The 15,288-nt window shown below is 52.0% G+C and carries 13 protein-coding genes, 1 pseudogene and 1 riboswitch; of the genes and pseudogenes, 5 read left to right on the forward strand and 9 right to left on the reverse strand.

All coding sequences use genetic code 11. From position 1 onward, the window contains the following. Nucleotides 1-502 (forward strand): annotated as a pseudogene (locus tag PVA01S_RS14580) (ammonium transporter); the annotation flags it as partial. Nucleotides 503-593: 91 nt separating this feature from the next. Here the strand turns inward: PVA01S_RS14580 and PVA01S_RS14585 are convergent. From PVA01S_RS14585 to ytxC, 5 genes are all read right to left on the reverse strand, one after another. Continuing rightward, nucleotides 594-983, reverse strand: a complete 390-nt coding sequence (locus PVA01S_RS14585) for a hypothetical protein (protein ID WP_174817585.1) — start codon at nt 981-983, stop codon at nt 594-596. Between the two features lie 171 nt (nt 984-1,154). Beyond that, nucleotides 1,155-1,313, reverse strand: a complete 159-nt coding sequence (locus PVA01S_RS26655; RefSeq protein ID WP_164751842.1) for a hypothetical protein — start codon at nt 1,311-1,313, stop codon at nt 1,155-1,157. A gap of 60 nt (nt 1,314-1,373) precedes the next feature. Further along, a complete protein-coding gene (locus PVA01S_RS14590; RefSeq protein ID WP_127608214.1) occupies nt 1,374-2,057 on the reverse strand; it encodes a 3D domain-containing protein in 684 nt (227 codons plus the stop codon). 167 nt (nt 2,058-2,224) lie between these two features. Then, nucleotides 2,225-4,162: a threonine--tRNA ligase gene (gene thrS, locus PVA01S_RS14595; protein WP_127608215.1), complete on the reverse strand. Its 1,938-nt coding sequence runs from the start codon at nt 4,160-4,162 to the stop codon at nt 2,225-2,227. Between the two features lie 322 nt (nt 4,163-4,484). Continuing rightward, nucleotides 4,485-5,408, reverse strand: a complete 924-nt coding sequence (gene ytxC, locus PVA01S_RS14600; RefSeq protein WP_127608216.1) for a putative sporulation protein YtxC — start codon at nt 5,406-5,408, stop codon at nt 4,485-4,487. A gap of 129 nt (nt 5,409-5,537) precedes the next feature. Between ytxC and PVA01S_RS14605 the strand changes: the two genes are divergently transcribed. After that, nucleotides 5,538-6,650, forward strand: coding sequence for a GGDEF domain-containing protein (locus PVA01S_RS14605; protein WP_127608217.1), 1,113 nt, complete (start codon nt 5,538-5,540; stop codon nt 6,648-6,650). A 117-nt stretch (nt 6,651-6,767) separates the two neighbouring features. Next, nucleotides 6,768-8,336: a L,D-transpeptidase gene (locus PVA01S_RS14610; protein ID WP_127608218.1), complete on the forward strand. Its 1,569-nt coding sequence runs from the start codon at nt 6,768-6,770 to the stop codon at nt 8,334-8,336. Nucleotides 8,337-8,498: 162 nt separating this feature from the next. Here the strand turns inward: PVA01S_RS14610 and mqnC are convergent, their stop codons facing one another. The 3 genes from mqnC to metA form a co-directional block, all read right to left on the reverse strand. After that, nucleotides 8,499-9,638 carry a cyclic dehypoxanthinyl futalosine synthase gene (gene mqnC, locus PVA01S_RS14615; protein WP_127608219.1) on the reverse strand — a complete coding sequence of 380 codons (1,140 nt, stop codon included), beginning with the start codon at nt 9,636-9,638 and terminating at the stop codon, nt 8,499-8,501. Between the two features lie 169 nt (nt 9,639-9,807). Then, the gene (locus tag PVA01S_RS14620) at nt 9,808-11,007 is read right to left on the reverse strand and encodes an aminotransferase class I/II-fold pyridoxal phosphate-dependent enzyme (protein WP_127608220.1); all 1,200 of its coding nucleotides are present in this window, start codon (nt 11,005-11,007) and stop codon (nt 9,808-9,810) included. Further along, nucleotides 11,004-11,930 carry a homoserine O-acetyltransferase MetA gene (gene metA, locus PVA01S_RS14625; RefSeq protein ID WP_054797969.1) on the reverse strand — a complete coding sequence of 309 codons (927 nt, stop codon included), beginning with the start codon at nt 11,928-11,930 and terminating at the stop codon, nt 11,004-11,006. Before metA ends, PVA01S_RS14620 begins: the two co-directional genes overlap by 4 nt. A 127-nt stretch (nt 11,931-12,057) precedes the next feature. Then, a riboswitch (SAM riboswitch) is annotated at nt 12,058-12,198 on the reverse strand. Between the two features lie 441 nt (nt 12,199-12,639). Here metA and corA point away from each other — a divergent pair. Then, nucleotides 12,640-13,575 carry a magnesium/cobalt transporter CorA gene (gene corA / locus PVA01S_RS14630; RefSeq protein WP_127608221.1) on the forward strand — a complete coding sequence of 312 codons (936 nt, stop codon included), beginning with the start codon at nt 12,640-12,642 and terminating at the stop codon, nt 13,573-13,575. Nucleotides 13,576-13,641: 66 nt separating this feature from the next. On the opposite strand, the gene PVA01S_RS14635 is transcribed toward corA, so the two are convergent. Further along, the gene (locus tag PVA01S_RS14635; protein WP_127608222.1) at nt 13,642-14,652 is read right to left on the reverse strand and encodes an HRDC domain-containing protein; all 1,011 of its coding nucleotides are present in this window, start codon (nt 14,650-14,652) and stop codon (nt 13,642-13,644) included. 236 nt (nt 14,653-14,888) lie between these two features. On the opposite strand from PVA01S_RS14635, the gene PVA01S_RS14640 reads away from it, so the two are divergent. Then, complete coding sequence (locus PVA01S_RS14640; RefSeq protein ID WP_244932964.1) at nt 14,889-15,203, forward strand: hypothetical protein; 315 nt, start codon at nt 14,889-14,891, stop codon at nt 15,201-15,203. Nucleotides 15,204-15,288 lie beyond the last annotated feature (85 nt).

Here is a 15,288-nt window from a genome sequence, read left to right on the forward strand (position 1 = left end):
CCCGCCGATGGTCATTAACGGCTCGTTAGCGGGTCTCGTCGGCATCACGGCCGGCTGCGCGTTCGTCAGCGACTTGGCGGCGATCCTGATCGGTGCGGTATGCGGGATCGCCATGGTATTCGCAACCGAATTTCTTGAATCGAGACGGATCGACGATCCGGTCGGCGCGTTCGCGGTTCACGGCGTTAGCGGCAGCCTGGGAGCGCTCGCCGTCGGACTCTTCGCCCAGCCTGAACTGACGGAAGGCATCGGCCAAGGCTACAGCGGCTTGTTATACGGCGGCGGCTTCCAATTGCTCGGCGTTCAAGCGCTCGGCTTAGTCGTCATCATCATCTGGGGCTTTTCCATGACCTGGATCGCCTTCAAGCTGATCAATAAAATGGTTCCCATCCGCGTCAGCCGCGACGAAGAACTCGTCGGCCTCGATGTCGGTATCCACGGCGTCCCGGCCTACAGCCAGGAGCACGATTTCATCGAGCTGAAACAGCTTAAAAATCGATAAGTCAACCTGAGGCTGCCGCAAGACAGCCTCGGGTTTCCCTCGCAACAAAAAAACACTTCCGTCTCGCGACAGAAGCGCTAACCCTTACGATCTATACAGGTTTCGATTGCAGTTCTTTCTCCAGCTCTTCGCTAACGTCGATCAAGTCGGTAGGCTGACTTTCGGTCAAGATGGCACGGGCTTGCTCGACCTCCAGACGCAGCGATCGAATTTGTTCCATAGGTTTCTTCACATAATGAATGTATTCGACGGCAAGATGATGATCCGGCTTTTTACCCGCAAATATACGGCGAAAAGCTGACATAGACTGATAGCTTCGTTCTTCCATTGCACGCCGTTTCTCATAACGTCCGATCGCTTGCTCGATTTCCGTGATTTGCGCCTCTCTATGAGCGATGTAAGCTTCTAAAAAAGGGTATATCTCAGCCGCTTTTCGCTTATTTACGCGCATCGAGTTCCCTGTCAGCAAAGCGTTGATCATGAAACATCACCTGTCCTAATATGTTAACATTCATAACAATAGATTTATTTTACACTAAAATACAGCCTTTGAAAACATTAAATTTAACATAAGCGAAAACAGGCAAACACTAAAAAAGAGACCTGGACGTTAAGCGTCCAAGTCTCCGTTGCTGTATGAAGTATACTTGCTTTATTTTTGAGATTCATTTGCTTTTCGGTTTTGCACGGCATTCTTCGCATTGTTCTCAGCAGCAGCAGCCCCTGCTTCAGCCCCTACTTCTTCGGAAAACTCAGCGTTGTACTTTTGGTTTTGGTTTTGAATTTTGTTGTTTTGTTTGTTAGTGGCCATCGCTATCACCTCCCTGACAACCATAGTATGGTCCGAAAGGAGGTGGGTTATGATGGAAACTTATAGCAGCAGCTCTTCCTTGAGCTGGTTCCATAGCGCTTCGGTAATTTTGCCGCCGCCTTTTTTGACGACAAATACATTCAATGTTTTCTTGCCCCATTCTTTGTACACTTGATCTTTGGTCTCGAAATACAAGTCAATTCGCTTCCCTTTAATGGCGCTGCCGGTATCGGCGACGACGCCGTAGCCGTAACCAGGAATGTACAGCACCGTACCTAACGGAAATACATGCGGATCGGCGGCAATCGTAGAAAAAGAGGTGTGATCCCGCGTCACCTTGAGCCCGGAATAGGTTACACCGTACTCGGGATGGCCCGGGTTTTTGCCGGTCGATTCTCTACCTGCGTAATAGCCCGTCGCCGTTACTTGAACGGCCGTCAGTTTCGTAAGATCCTGCCGTTGATGCGGAAACAGCTTGTAGTTTTGTTGTCGGCTTGCCGCACGGGCCTCGGCGTTATTAGCGGCCGTTACAAGCTTGCTCTCTGGCTGGGAATGGGTAACCGTCGTCGTTTTGGATGAAGCAAGAACATTCGGCGCGGAAGCCGTAATGGCTTCGACTCGCGTCGATTGTCCGCTTTCAGGTAAGACGGACGGCTGTCGCTTATTTTCAAACCATATCAATACGGACAGCATCAACGCGATGAAACAAATCCATTTTGCATGGCTTGCGGTTCTAGGTAACATAAGTTTTTTTAAAACCTCCCCTTAATATAAAAGGCTGTCCATTGCGGGGAGGTTCTATACGCTACTCTTCCAAATATCGCTAGGAGGCCGGGACTAACGTCAAAACGCAAAAAAGCCTCATCCCTAAGGATGAGGCTTGCCGGGGCTGGCTTCAGCGCCGATAGAAGTTAAACCTGTTTGGTGCGGATGTCTTCTTGGATCATCGCGATGACTTGATCCAGACTTTGCGCGCCCAAGTCCCCTTGGCCGCGTTTACGGACGGATGCTCCGCCAGCTTGCACTTCATTCTCGCCGACAACGAGCATGTAAGGAATTTTCTCAAGCTGCGCCTCGCGAATTTTATAGCCGAGCTTCTCATTGCGCAGATCGGCCTCCACACGCACGCCGGCCAATTGCAGCTTCTCTTTCACCTCTTTGGCGTAAGCGTCAAAGTTGCCGGAAACCGGCAGAACTTTCGCCTGCACCGGGCTCAGCCAAGTCGGCAATGCGCCGGCAAAGTTCTCCAGCAAGAAGGCGGTCATACGCTCCATCGTGGAGATGATGCCGCGGTGAATCACGACCGGACGATGCTTTTGACCGTCTGTACCTACATATTCGAGCTGGAAGCGTTCCGGCAGCAGGAAATCGAGCTGCGCGGTAGAGAGCGTCTCTTCCTTCTTGAGTGCGGTTTTGATCTGGACATCGAGCTTCGGTCCGTAGAAGGCCGCCTCGCCCTCGGCTTCAAAGAACGGCAACCCGAGCTCTTCCACGACTTCCCGCAGCATACGCTGGGACATTTCCCACATTTCGTCGTTCGGGAAATATTTCTCCGTATCCTTCGGATCGCGGTAGGATAAGCGGAAACGGTAATCCTTAATCCCGAAGTCTTCGTACACGTGACGAATCAGGTTGACGACGCGCGCGAACTCTTCCTTGATTTGATCCGGACGGCAGAAAATGTGCGCATCGTTAAGCGTCATGGCGCGCACCCGATGGAGCCCTGTTAAAGCGCCTGACATTTCGTAACGGTGCATCGTGCCAAGCTCGGCAATTCGGACCGGCAGATCGCGGTAGCTGCGCATTTCGGCTTTGTATACCATCATATGGTGCGGACAGTTCATCGGACGAAGCACAAGCTCCTCGTTGTCCATCACCATTTTGGGGAACATATCTTCCGAGTAGTGATCCCAGTGTCCGCTTGTCTTATATAGCTCAACGTTGGCGAGAACCGGCGTATAGACGTGCTGGTAGCCGAGGCGCTCCTCCAAATCGACGATGTAACGTTCCATCGTGCGGCGAATTTTGGAACCATGCGGCAGCCAAAGCGGCAAGCCTTGTCCGACCTCGTTGCTGAACGTAAAAATATTCAGCTCCTTGCCCAGTTTCCGGTGATCGCGCTTCTTCGCTTCTTCCAAGAGATGCAGATGCTCGTCAAGCTCAGCCTTCTTAGGGAAAGCCGTTCCGTAGATGCGCTGCAGCATTTTGTTCTTGGAGTCGCCGCGCCAGTAAGCGCCGGCCACGCTAAGCAGCTTGAACGCTTTGATACGGCCGGTCGAAGGCAAATGCGGCCCGCGGCACAAGTCAAAAAACTCGCCTTGATCGTAAATCGTAATGACGGAATCTTCCGGCAAATCGCGAATTAACTCCAGCTTCAACGGATCCTCAAGCTCGCTAAAAATGGCGATCGCTTCCTGACGACTGACGACGCGACGGCGGATCGGCAAGTTCTCCTGCACGATGCGTTCCATTTCTTTCTCGATTTTGGTCAAATCGTCCGGAGTTAAGGAAGTCTCCATATCGATATCGTAGTAAAATCCGTCTTCGATGACCGGACCGATGCCCAGCTTCACGGCTTTGTCGCCGTAAATCCGTTTGATCGCCTGGGCCATCAGGTGCGCCGTGCTGTGACGGTACACCTCGATCCCGGCCTCGCTGTCGAGCGTAACGATTTCAAGCGCCGCATCTTCTTCGATTGCCGTATTTAAATCGACCGGCTTTCCGTTCACTTTGCCGATGACCGCATTCTTTTTCAGCCCGCTGCTGATGGAAGCCGCCACTTCTTCTACCGTAATGCCGCTCTCATACTCCCGAACCGCTCCGTCCGGAAAAGTTACCTTAACTGCCATCTTGTTCATCCTCCATATCCAATAAAAATAAGCGCATTCCTCCCGAAAGGGACGAGTGCGCTTAGCTCGTGGTTCCACCCTAATTCAATCCGCTCAGACGCTTTGGGCAGCTCGGTATTGAAACCGTTCCTGCTTCGCTTTGCGGATCCTCCAGCATTCGGTAACGGGAATGACCCGGTGACATATACTGGACGCCTGACCTGACGCCGTTCCATCTCACGGCTACAAAGGGGTAAATGGACGAAATCGTTCCGAAGGGACTTTCAGCCGGGTTCCCTCTCTCTGGGCGGCGCTTCAACCATTCATGTCTTTGATCGTTGCCTTAGCCTTTATTATATTCAGCGGCGGTCGAATGGTCAAGGTTTTGGCATAACCGGCAATACCCGCACAGCTCCACCCGATTTTCAAAAATTTGCGAAATCGTCTTGATCACCTGCGTTTCCGGCTCGCGTGTGTGGATATAGATTTTCTGCGGAGATACGGTGATCAGCGTGCTGACGATCATGTCTTCGAAGTTCATATCCTTCTCCAGCAGTTCTACCGTCACGACGGTCTCCGGATCGTCCGTGTCGATCTTTTCCATCCGGTCGTTCAGCAGCATGAATTCACTGCCGCCTTTATGAATCAAGTGTACGAATGGAATCTTCGCTTCCTGTATATAGACAAAATATTGCAACAATGAAATGAATTCCTGATACTGCCGGTCCATCACATATTCATCGACCGCATATTCGACGATATCGTGCAGCTCTTGCTTATAAGCCTGCAGACGAAAGCGAATAAATCCGTCCAAATGCAGTTCGGTTTGCTCCTGAATATAATCCGCGATTTCCGAAGCGATCAACGCTTTGCGCCGCAGGAAAGGCGCCCTTTTCTCCGGATCGTTCTCGCTTCTGGAACCCAGCAACTGCTCGCAATAGCTTAGAATTTGGTCCAATTCTTGCTCTTGCTTGTAATGATATTCGTCCCGTATCAGTTTGCGAAGCAGCAGGGGCTCTTCTTCGCCAATAATGTATTCCGCCAGCGCCTGAGCCGTCTCGGCATAAACGCGTTTCCCATCCTTCTTTAACTCAAAAGCCGGGAGCCGCCCTGAGATTTCAATCGCGCTCAACCCTTGCCGCCGTTCCAAGGTCATATGGATTTTGTTTTCGTTATGTAGCAGGTCGCCGGAACGCGTCAATACGCGGCTGAGGAGATCCGCCTGCAGTTCCGTGCGCTTCGATGCAAACACCGTTAACAGCTTCATGCCATCCACTCCTTTCGGGCCGTTGCTTTCCTTTAAAGTATATGGCCCCTGAGTCTCATATATACAAATAACAAGCGTCCGTGGTATAGTAATATATGAGATTTACACAGAATTATGGAGTGAAGCCTTATGATTTTCGATGTGGTTAATCATGTGAAATTACCGCGTTGGAACCGGAGGATCTTGAACGGTTATTGGGGAATGGCTGTATTGTCCATTGCAGCCACGGTTATCATTGCCTGGTTCGGTCGCTTTACGAATGCTATCGATTTTACAGTCGCTCGTGTCGGTCTGCATGCGCTGTGGACTTGTATCGGGCTTTTAGTCGTTGAAGCGGCATACGGCCTGTCGAAGCAATGGAGCGACTACATCATTATTCTGGGCGGCGCCCTCCTCTCCGCGAACCTGATTTCCGCTTTTCCTTTGGTCAGCCCGACGCTTACGACACTGTTTCTGCCGATATTGACTTCCGTCTTTTATTTCCAAAGGCGCAAAGTCATTTTTGCTTTTTGCGTCAGTTTATTTACATACTATGGCCTGTATGCGCTGCTGCTTCGTCAGACGACGCAGTACGGGTGGCTCGACGCTTTTGCGATGACGTTAATTTTATTGATCGGCGCTTTCGTCGGACTGGAAATTATGAGCCGCGGCACCGATTTGCTCAAAGATTTACGCTCCACTCTTGCCTCCGAACAAGACTTGCTTGTCAAAAATATAATGATGGATAAGCAGGCAAAAACCGATGCGCTTACCGGCTTATACAATCATATGTCGTTCCACGAGTATTTAGAGGTGCTGATCCGCCAAGGCGAACAAAGCGAGCTATCGTTTCAGTTGGCGCTCCTCGACATCGACCACTTCAAGAAAGTAAACGATACCTACGGGCATCGGGCAGGAGACGCCGTCTTAAGCAAGGTCGCCGGCATCCTGCAGCGCTCGGTATCTCCCAATGACTTTCCTGCGCGTTACGGCGGCGAAGAATTCGCCATCCTGTTTACAGAAACCGATGTAACGGATACCATAAGTCAATTGGAGCGAATTCGCCACCACATCGCTGCGGTTCGCCACGAAGAGCTGAACGGCAATCAAGTGACGATCAGCATCGGGCTTTACGAGTTTCGAAGAGGGTGCGCGAAGGAAGAGTTGTTCGGCAAAGCAGATACCGCTCTGTATCGGGCCAAACACAAAGGACGCAATCGCCTGGAGATTTATCAAGATGAGCCGATGACCCTAACATCGTGATGGATGCAGGGGTCTTTTTTTGATTTATATGATACATAATGTATTTTATTTGAGCATTTCTATGATTCATGATACAATTTGTTTCAAGATATAACTTCTCGTCGAAGGAGGTTCGTCATGAAGCAGTCGCAAGGCCGATTTCCGTCTCCCGCGGCACAACAATTGGTACACCTGCATAAAAACTTGTATGTCAACCGCCATGATCCCAAATATCACGAGAAGGTGATCCGCTACCTCGATCCGCATTCACCTGAAGCCCATTACCGGTTAGGGCAGCATTTTGATCAAAAAGGACTGAAATCGAAAGCGCTCTACCACTACAAACAATCGATGAAGGTCTATCCCTCCCCTTATTATTATCAAGCGTCCGGGGCCATTCGCCGTCTGGAACAGAACGCGGCAGCGGGTGCGGGTGCAGCTACAGCTTCGGGAACGGTCGCCGGATCAACTCCGGAGCAGCGGGCGGAACGGGCCTTTCCTTTATTCCTCAAGGTTCTCGTTATGACGTTGTTCATGATCAACATCGCATTGCTGTTCATTTTTTTTGCACCGTCCGCGATATCCAAAGCCGTCACCGTGTTATCACCCTTCACCGTTGGAAAATCGGTCACCTATGAGAGCGTCGAGAAGCCGTTTCTCCTGCACTTCCCGCACGGCGAGCCGAACCGTAAAGTCGAGGATGCGCTTCATCAAAAAGCTATAAAGCTTGCTGAAGCCTACCCTAACGCGCATATTGTCATCTATGGAATCGCCTCCTCGGCAGCCGGTGCGGAGCAGAAAGCGGTGCCTCTGACGAATGATGATTGGAAGCGGCAAGCTTTCGTCGTTGCAGAGTACAATCCGGCGATCGATCAAGCGGTGAAAATCCGGTTTGTTCATCCGGAATTGACAGCGGTCGGAGCGAATATTGTCCGCACAGCACTGAACGCTTATATATCGGAGCACGGCACCGCACCGCCCCGGCTTGACGATCTGCTGCAAGATTACCCCAACAATTATATGAGCTTCCTTCCCGCGGAAGGTCAATCCGGTTCGGCCTTGGTCCGAACCTTTTTTAATGGATCGGGCGGCTGGGTTTACGACCGTGAAGCGGCGGATGCGGAGCGCATGTTTTACCCGAACACGGAACCAGGAGACGAGCCGATTCCGTATACGCCCGTACAGCTGGTCGTCGAAGCCGCGCAGCATTCGCTGGAGCTGCGAACCGGCGATAGGCCGATCGCACGGTACCGCATCGGTCTCGGTTCGGACAGCACGCCTACGCCGACGGGCTCATTCACGGTTGGCAACCGCGTTATCGAGCCCGAAGGACGTTCCCCCGGCGTATACGGCGCCGCAGCGCTCAGCCTCGGCAGCATTGCCATTCACGGCACCACGGACGTATCTTCGATCGGCCGCAGCGTCTCGCTCGGATGCATCCGCCTGAGCAACGAAGAGATGGCTTCGCTTTATCCGCTGACCCCGCGCGGGGCGCAGGTTGTGATTGTGCCGGCAGAGCCTGGCGGCACAGCAAGCGCGAACGTCGCCGCGGCGGACGCTTGGGCTCCTGCGCCTGCCGTCGCAGCAGACTCTACGGCTCCTACGCCAGCGCTTACAGAGGCGCTGCTGCTTGGTGCACGGTCGCAAAGCGGCCCGCTGAAGCCGGTTGAAACCGCAAAAGGCATTCTTTTCCATTGGCTGGGCTGAAGGATGAAAAGATCAAAAAGCGGAACTATGATTCGCTGTTAGCTTCCTTATCAGTCTACATGCTGACAAGGAAGCCAATAAGAAATCACAGTTCCGCTATTTCTTTTGCTAGGCGCTTTATACTATACGCCAATAAGGCAGCCAATCGATTTCAGCTATTGTTTAGTTCTGCATAATAAAGTCGTTCTCGACCTTCACGGACGCATCGTCGAATGTGCGCAAAATCTCGTAACGCGTGTTGCGCTGAGCCGGGATTTTGCCAGCCTGACGGATCAGGTCCAGCGTGGAGGAGATGGTCACTTTATGCGTCGTGCCTGCGGCGGAAACGACGTTCTCCTCGATCATCGTCGAACCGAAATCGTTACAGCCGTAATGCAGCGACAGCTTGCCGACCTCCGGCCCCATCGTGACCCAGGACGACTGGAAGTTTTTGATATTATCGAGCATGATGCGGCTGATGGCCACATTCTTCAAATAAGCGTCGGCCCCGAGCTTCTCGGCTTTCAAATTCGTGTTGTCCGGCTGGAACGTCCACGAGATGAACGCAAGGAACCCTTCCGAAGGGTAGCCCGCCGCGATGCAAGCGTCTTGAGCTTCACGAACGCGCAGCAGATGCAGCGCCCGCTCTTCATTCGTCTCGCCAAAGCCGATCACCATCGTAGCCGTCGTATTCATCCCAATACGATGCGCCGTCTTCATGACTTCCATCCAATCGGTCCAAGAACCCTTTTGACGGCTGATTTTCCGACGGGTCCGGTCGTCCAAAATTTCCGCGCCTCCGCCCGGCAGCGAATCGAGTCCGGCTTCGTGCAGCGCACGGACGACTTCTTCCAGAGATAAGCCTTCGGAAACCTCTTTCATCTTCATGATTTCTGCCGGCGAGAAGGAGTGCATCGTAATGTTCGGGAACCTTGTTTTAATCTCGCGCAGTAAATTTGTATAATAGCTGAACGGCAGATCCGGATTCGTACCGCCCTGCATCAAAATCTCGGTACCGCCTACGTCTATCGTTTCCTGGATTTTCTGGAAAATCGTTTCATCCGGAAGCACATACCCTTCCTTCGAGCCCGGAGCCCGATAAAAGGCGCAAAAACGGCAATAGACATCGCAAATATTCGTATAGTTCACATTGCGTCCGATGACGAAGGTCGTAATCGGCTCCGGATGATGCCGCAGCATGATCTGATTCGCAACGTGCCCCATTTTCTCGATTTGATCTGATTCGTATAACGTGACGCAATCTTCCGCGCTAATCCGATGGCCGGCCAGCGCTTGCTCCAATATCCGATCGACGGAACTCATCGCTCTCATCTCCTTTATGTCTTCCATCGTACCACAAAAAGCTTCCCTACGGCTATATGCCCCGCTCCGTGTTCACAGAAAAGCCGCCAACTCGCAAAGGAGCTGACGGCCCGGTCGTGCAGGCGATATGTACACGCCGCTGCTGATTGATTTTCTCTTGCTTGGGATGTTATCCGTGCAGCGGCACTCCGCTTTCAATTTCTTGCTTCGCGAGGTCGATCGCACGCGACAAGTCCGCGATCAGATCGTCCGCATGCTCGATCCCTACGGAATATCGCAGCAGCTTCTCGTCGACACCGATCCTGCGGCGAATGTCTTCGGGAATATCAGCATGCGTCTGGACGGCCGGGTACGTCATCAGCGATTCGACGCCGCCAAGGCTTTCAGCGAAAGCGATCAGCTTGATATGGCGCAAAATCGGCTCGATATAACGGGCGTCTTTCATTTTGAAAGAAAAAATGCCGGTATTGCCCGAGGATTGCTTGGCTTGAATCTCGTGGCCCGGATGCGAAGGCAGCGCCGGGTAGTACACTGCTTCGACGTCCGGATGAGCTTGCAAATACTCGGCGATCTTCGTCGCGTTGGCTTGGTGACGCTCCATCCGGATCGCGAGCGTTTTCATGCCGCGCATCAGCAGCCAGCTGTCCTGCGCCCCCAGCACGGCGCCCATGGAGTTGTGCAGGAACGCCATTTGCTCGGAAAGTTCCTTGCCTTTCGTGACGATCAGACCGGCGAGCACATCGTTATGACCGCCTAAATATTTGGTGGCGCTATGAATGACGATGTCCGCTCCCAGCTCGATCGGCCGCTGGAAGAACGGAGTCAGCAGCGTATTGTCGACGATGGACAGGATGCCTTTCTTTCTCGCCCATCCACACACTTTCTCGAGGTCTGTGATCATCATCAGCGGGTTTGTCGGCGTTTCGATCAAAATCGCCTTCGTATTCGGCTTCGCATGCGATTCCAAGGCATCCATGTCGTTCGTATCGACGTATGTAGCGCTCACGCCGAATCGGGACATGATCTTCTCCAGCAAACGGTAGGTGCCTCCGTACAGATCGAGCGAGACGATCAAGTGATCGCCTTGTCCGAACAACGCGAAGATCGTTTGCAGCGCGGCCATCCCCGAGCTGCAGGCGAAACCGGCGTCCCCGGATTCCAGCTCGGCAATCGCTTCCTCCAACACTTTACGCGTCGGGCTTTTCGTACGGGCGTAGTCGAAGCCCGTGCTTTGCCCGAGCTTCGGATGGCGGAACGCCGTCGCTTGGTAGATCGGGAAGCTGACCGCTCCCGTTACCGGCTCTTCTTGGGATCCGATTTGCGCCAAGCGGCTTTCGATTCTCAATTCTTTGTTGTCATTGGAACTCATATGACATAATCCCCCTTGTACAAATCGTACGGCGTTTCCTGGTATACGTAGTAGTTTAACCAATTCGAGAACAGCAGGTTCGCATGCGCGCGCCATGTATTACGCGGCTGTTTGGTCGGATCGTCTCCGGGGTAGTAATGCTTCGGTATGGCGATATCCATGCCTTTGTTCACATCGCGGTCGTACTCAAGCTTCAGCGTACAAGCATCATATTCCGAATGACCGGTTACGAAAATGTGCTTGCCGTCTTGCGTTGCCACAATATACACGCCGGCCTCTTCGGACTCCGATAAAATTTCAAGCTGCGGCACCCGTTCGATGTCTTCGCGGCGCACTTCCGTGTGGCGCGATTGCGGCGCCCAAAATTCCTCGTCGAAGCCGCGAAGCAGCTTCACGTTCGGCTTGGAGACCGTGTGCGGGAACACGCCGAATATTTTTTCCGGAAGCCCGTATTTAGGCACGCCGTAATGGTAATACAGTCCGGCTTGGGCGGCCCAACATATATGAAGCGTCGAGGTGACGTGAGTTTTGCTCCATGCCATAATTTCTTTCAATTCATCCCAATAATTCACATCTTCGAATTCCATCGTTTCAACAGGTGCGCCGGTAATGATCATGCCGTCCATCCGTTCGTTCTTCACATCGTCAAACGTTTTATAGAACTGCTCCAAATGTTCGGCCGACGTGTTCTTGGACGTATGCGTCTTCGGATGCAGCAGAACGAATTCGACCTGCAGCGGCGTATTGCCGATCAGCCGGAGCAGCTGGGTTTCGGTCGTTTCTTTGGTAGGCATTAAGTTTAATATGGCGATCCGCAGCGGCCGAATGTCCTGGTGAAAAGCCACCGTTTCATCCATAACGAAGATGTTCTCTTGAATGAGCACTTCTTTGGCCGGCAAATGATCCGGAATTTTGAGAGGCATCGAATTCACTCCTTTTCATCGTTGGATTCCAAGTTTCTCGCACCCCGCGCCGCCGAAGTTTTCCGGACAACAGGAAAAAGCCTTCTTCGCGCGCACGAGAAAGGCCTTTGTATAAGTACATCGTCCTCTCTCATCTCTCAGAAATTATGCGCAACTTAAGCACACAACCTTCCGCAAGATTTAGCACCGTGCATGTCTTCGCCGAAGCAAATTCATGTCGGTTGCCGGGTATCATCGGGCTAGTCCCTCCACCTGCTCTTGATAAGAGTGTGAAACCGAATCTATTCAGTTCGTTTTGGATATTATTAATGTAATCGAAAATGTCCGAAGCGTCAAGCGGTACCTTAGGCGTCAAAACCAAAAAACGCTGCGCCCACACCATGTGAAGGTTCATTACATAAGCTATCCCAGGCGGAGTTTTTCTATAACAAAATGATTGTATTCTCAATTATGTAGGGGTATACTAGACAAGTATTCGACAAACTCATGCCAAAAAAGGGGTGTAGCAACCGAATGGACGGAGACCCGAGGAGTAGATCCCCGCGTTTAACACAATTGAATACTTCGTTTGGAACCCGGCCGTCTGTACCCGTTCGTTATCATAGCTCAACCCCCGTGTGACGCGTTACGTGCGGCGTCATCGTGAGTCATGCTGCTTGAACCGCAGCGGCCGCGTGTTCCTCTCGATCAACACAAAGGGGTGGAACCGATGAAGGCACGCTTAGTTCAGGACGGCGTTTTTACTATTGTAGACGATATTACCCAGACCGTTGTACCGCCTCAGCACGGATTTTATTGGATCGATGCTGAGCCTGAGGATTTGGAATTACTTCAGCCCTTATTCCATTTACATGAATTGGCCGTAGAGGATGTACTGACCGAGGAAGAACAGCGGCCGAAGATCGAGCTGTACGATACGCATTATTTTATCGTGGTTAACAGCATTCGGTTCGATGACGAAGAAATTTTCCTGCGCGCCCTTAACATCTTCTTGAGTAAACATTATATTATTACAATTACTCGGCAAAAAATTAATGAAATCCGCGCCTTAAAGCCCGTATTGTGGGAAGAGGAAGTCACGGCGCCGGACCAATTCTTATACCATCTAATCGACTTGATCGTTGATAATTATACGAATGTCGGGGACCGGATCGAAGCGAAGATCGAGAAGCTGGAAGAAGACATTCTGATGCATACGAAGAAATCGCATTTGAACGAAATTATCGGGCTGCGAAGCGAAATTTTGTGGTTGAAGAAGGTGCTCGTTCCGCAAAAAGAAGTTTTGAACACCCTCAATAAAAAAGACTTGAAGCTGATCAGCGAGCCGCTGCGCAAATATTTCGGCGACATCTACGAGAACGCCGTCAAAATTTCGGAGACGTTCGATACGTTCCGGGAATTGATGGGAAACTTGCGAGAGGCTTATCAATCGAGCATCGCCAGCAGGGCCAATGAGATCATGCGCGTGTTTACGGCGATAACGACGATCTTCATGCCGCTGACGTTTATCACCGGCATTTATGGAATGAATTTTGAGAAACTGCCGGGACTGCATTCCGAAATGGGCGGTTTCATTACCATTCTATTGATGGTCGTTGTCGGATTATCCATGTTCTTCCTTTTCCGCAAAAAAGACTGGCTCTAAGAGAGCCCAGTCTTTTTTGTTTTCCAACCGGGTTCGCGTTGTGTTTCAACTCCCCCCGATAATGTTTTAACTTGCCTCCCCTTGCTTGGGCCTTTCCGTGCGCCGGAATTTCAGCCTAAGCAGGCGAAGCCACTCGTAGATGCGCTCCGCCTCTTTAGCCGAGAGGCTGTCCTGCGCATAAACCTTCTGCAGAATGGGCTTCAAATAACGATCGCCCTGCTGCTCGAACGCCTGCCAAGCGAGCTCCCGTTCCACAGCCGGAACCTGCTCCAGCACCTGCTCAATATACGGCGCCAGATCGTATCCGTCCCGATCCAGCTCCTCGATCCAACCTAGCAGCTCCTTACGCTGCACACGAATTTTCTCCTGCAGCTCATCCAGCATTTCGCCGCGCGAAATGGCTTCAAGCAGCACCCGCTTGTTCTCCAGCTTATCCGCTTCCGCTTTGCGCCGCCGCTCCTTCTCTTGGAGCAGCCATGTGTTGAACTCGGCCGGATTCACTTGCTCCTGAACCCAAGCCAGGGGGAACGAAGTTACGCGTTCTTGCTGGATCGTAATAGCCAGAATATCTTTTCCATACCGCTCCGCCTTCGCTTTGCCCATTCCCGGCAGTTGGCGCAGCTCATCCTCCGTATGCGGCAAGAAAGCGGCGATCATCTTAAGCAAACGGTTCGTCGCTATGATGAAAGGCGCCTTGCCGTCACTTGCCGCTTGTTTGAACCGCCATTGACGCAGCGCTTCGTACAGCGGCTCTTCTGCATGCTGTTCACTGTAATAATGCAAAAGTTGGGTGTAAGCCGTTCGATCGTCCATATCCGCAAGCTCGCTTATCCGTATGTCGAGCAGCGGTTTAAAACCTTCGCACTGTTTAGCGAAAACCCGCTCCCGGAAGACGGCCAGCATTTCCTCCCAGTGCAGCCCTTCATACCACGACTCCTGCGTCTTACGCCCGTCCTCCTGCACCTCCGTCCACATGATATGCCAGATCCCTTGCTGCTCGCCGATCGTGACCTGTGCCGTCCGTACGTTTCCTTCTTTGCCTGCCTTCTCCAAACTGTTCAGGAATATCAGATTCATCTTCTGCACCCTCCGTCGATTTTTTTTACTCAAACGCAAAAAAAGCACCCTCTTCCCGATGGGAATGAGAGGTGCTTCCTCAATTTTGAACGTTTGAAATTACTTCTATATTATCATAACATTCCCTAATTGACAAGCTTGACACGTTAGCTGCCGGATAAGCTCGACCTGGAACGGACACAATGGTGGTGAAGGTTTTATTTCTTACATAATGGCCTGTAAAGGAGATCATCGCCATGAACGATAACGACGTAACCCGAAACGAAAGCCAGAAAGGTTTTATCGACGAAGCGCCGCACCGCAAATACACCGATCTGAAAACAGTCGAGTCGCAGCGGAACGACTTGACGGCGGAGGAATTTCCGGAGGGTCCTTACGGCAGCAGTCTCCTGCAAGAATCCTTAGGCAAGAGTTCGCCGTGGCGGGCAGACCAGCGTCCGCAAAACCGGTTTACGTACGAAAACCGCGAGCTTCATGCCGGTGTCTCACGCGGATATCCGGGCGCTCATCCTACCCATGATTCGACCGGGGACGATCAAGTCGAAGAATAGCGAACCCGGGCCCGATTTACAAAAAAAACGTTCCGCCGGGGCCGTCAACGACCCCGAGCGAAACGTTCATGTCTTGTTGTACAGC

Source organism: Paenibacillus validus NBRC 15382, from assembly GCF_004000985.1.
Lineage (GTDB): Bacteria > Bacillota > Bacilli > Paenibacillales > NBRC-103111 > Paenibacillus_G > Paenibacillus_G validus.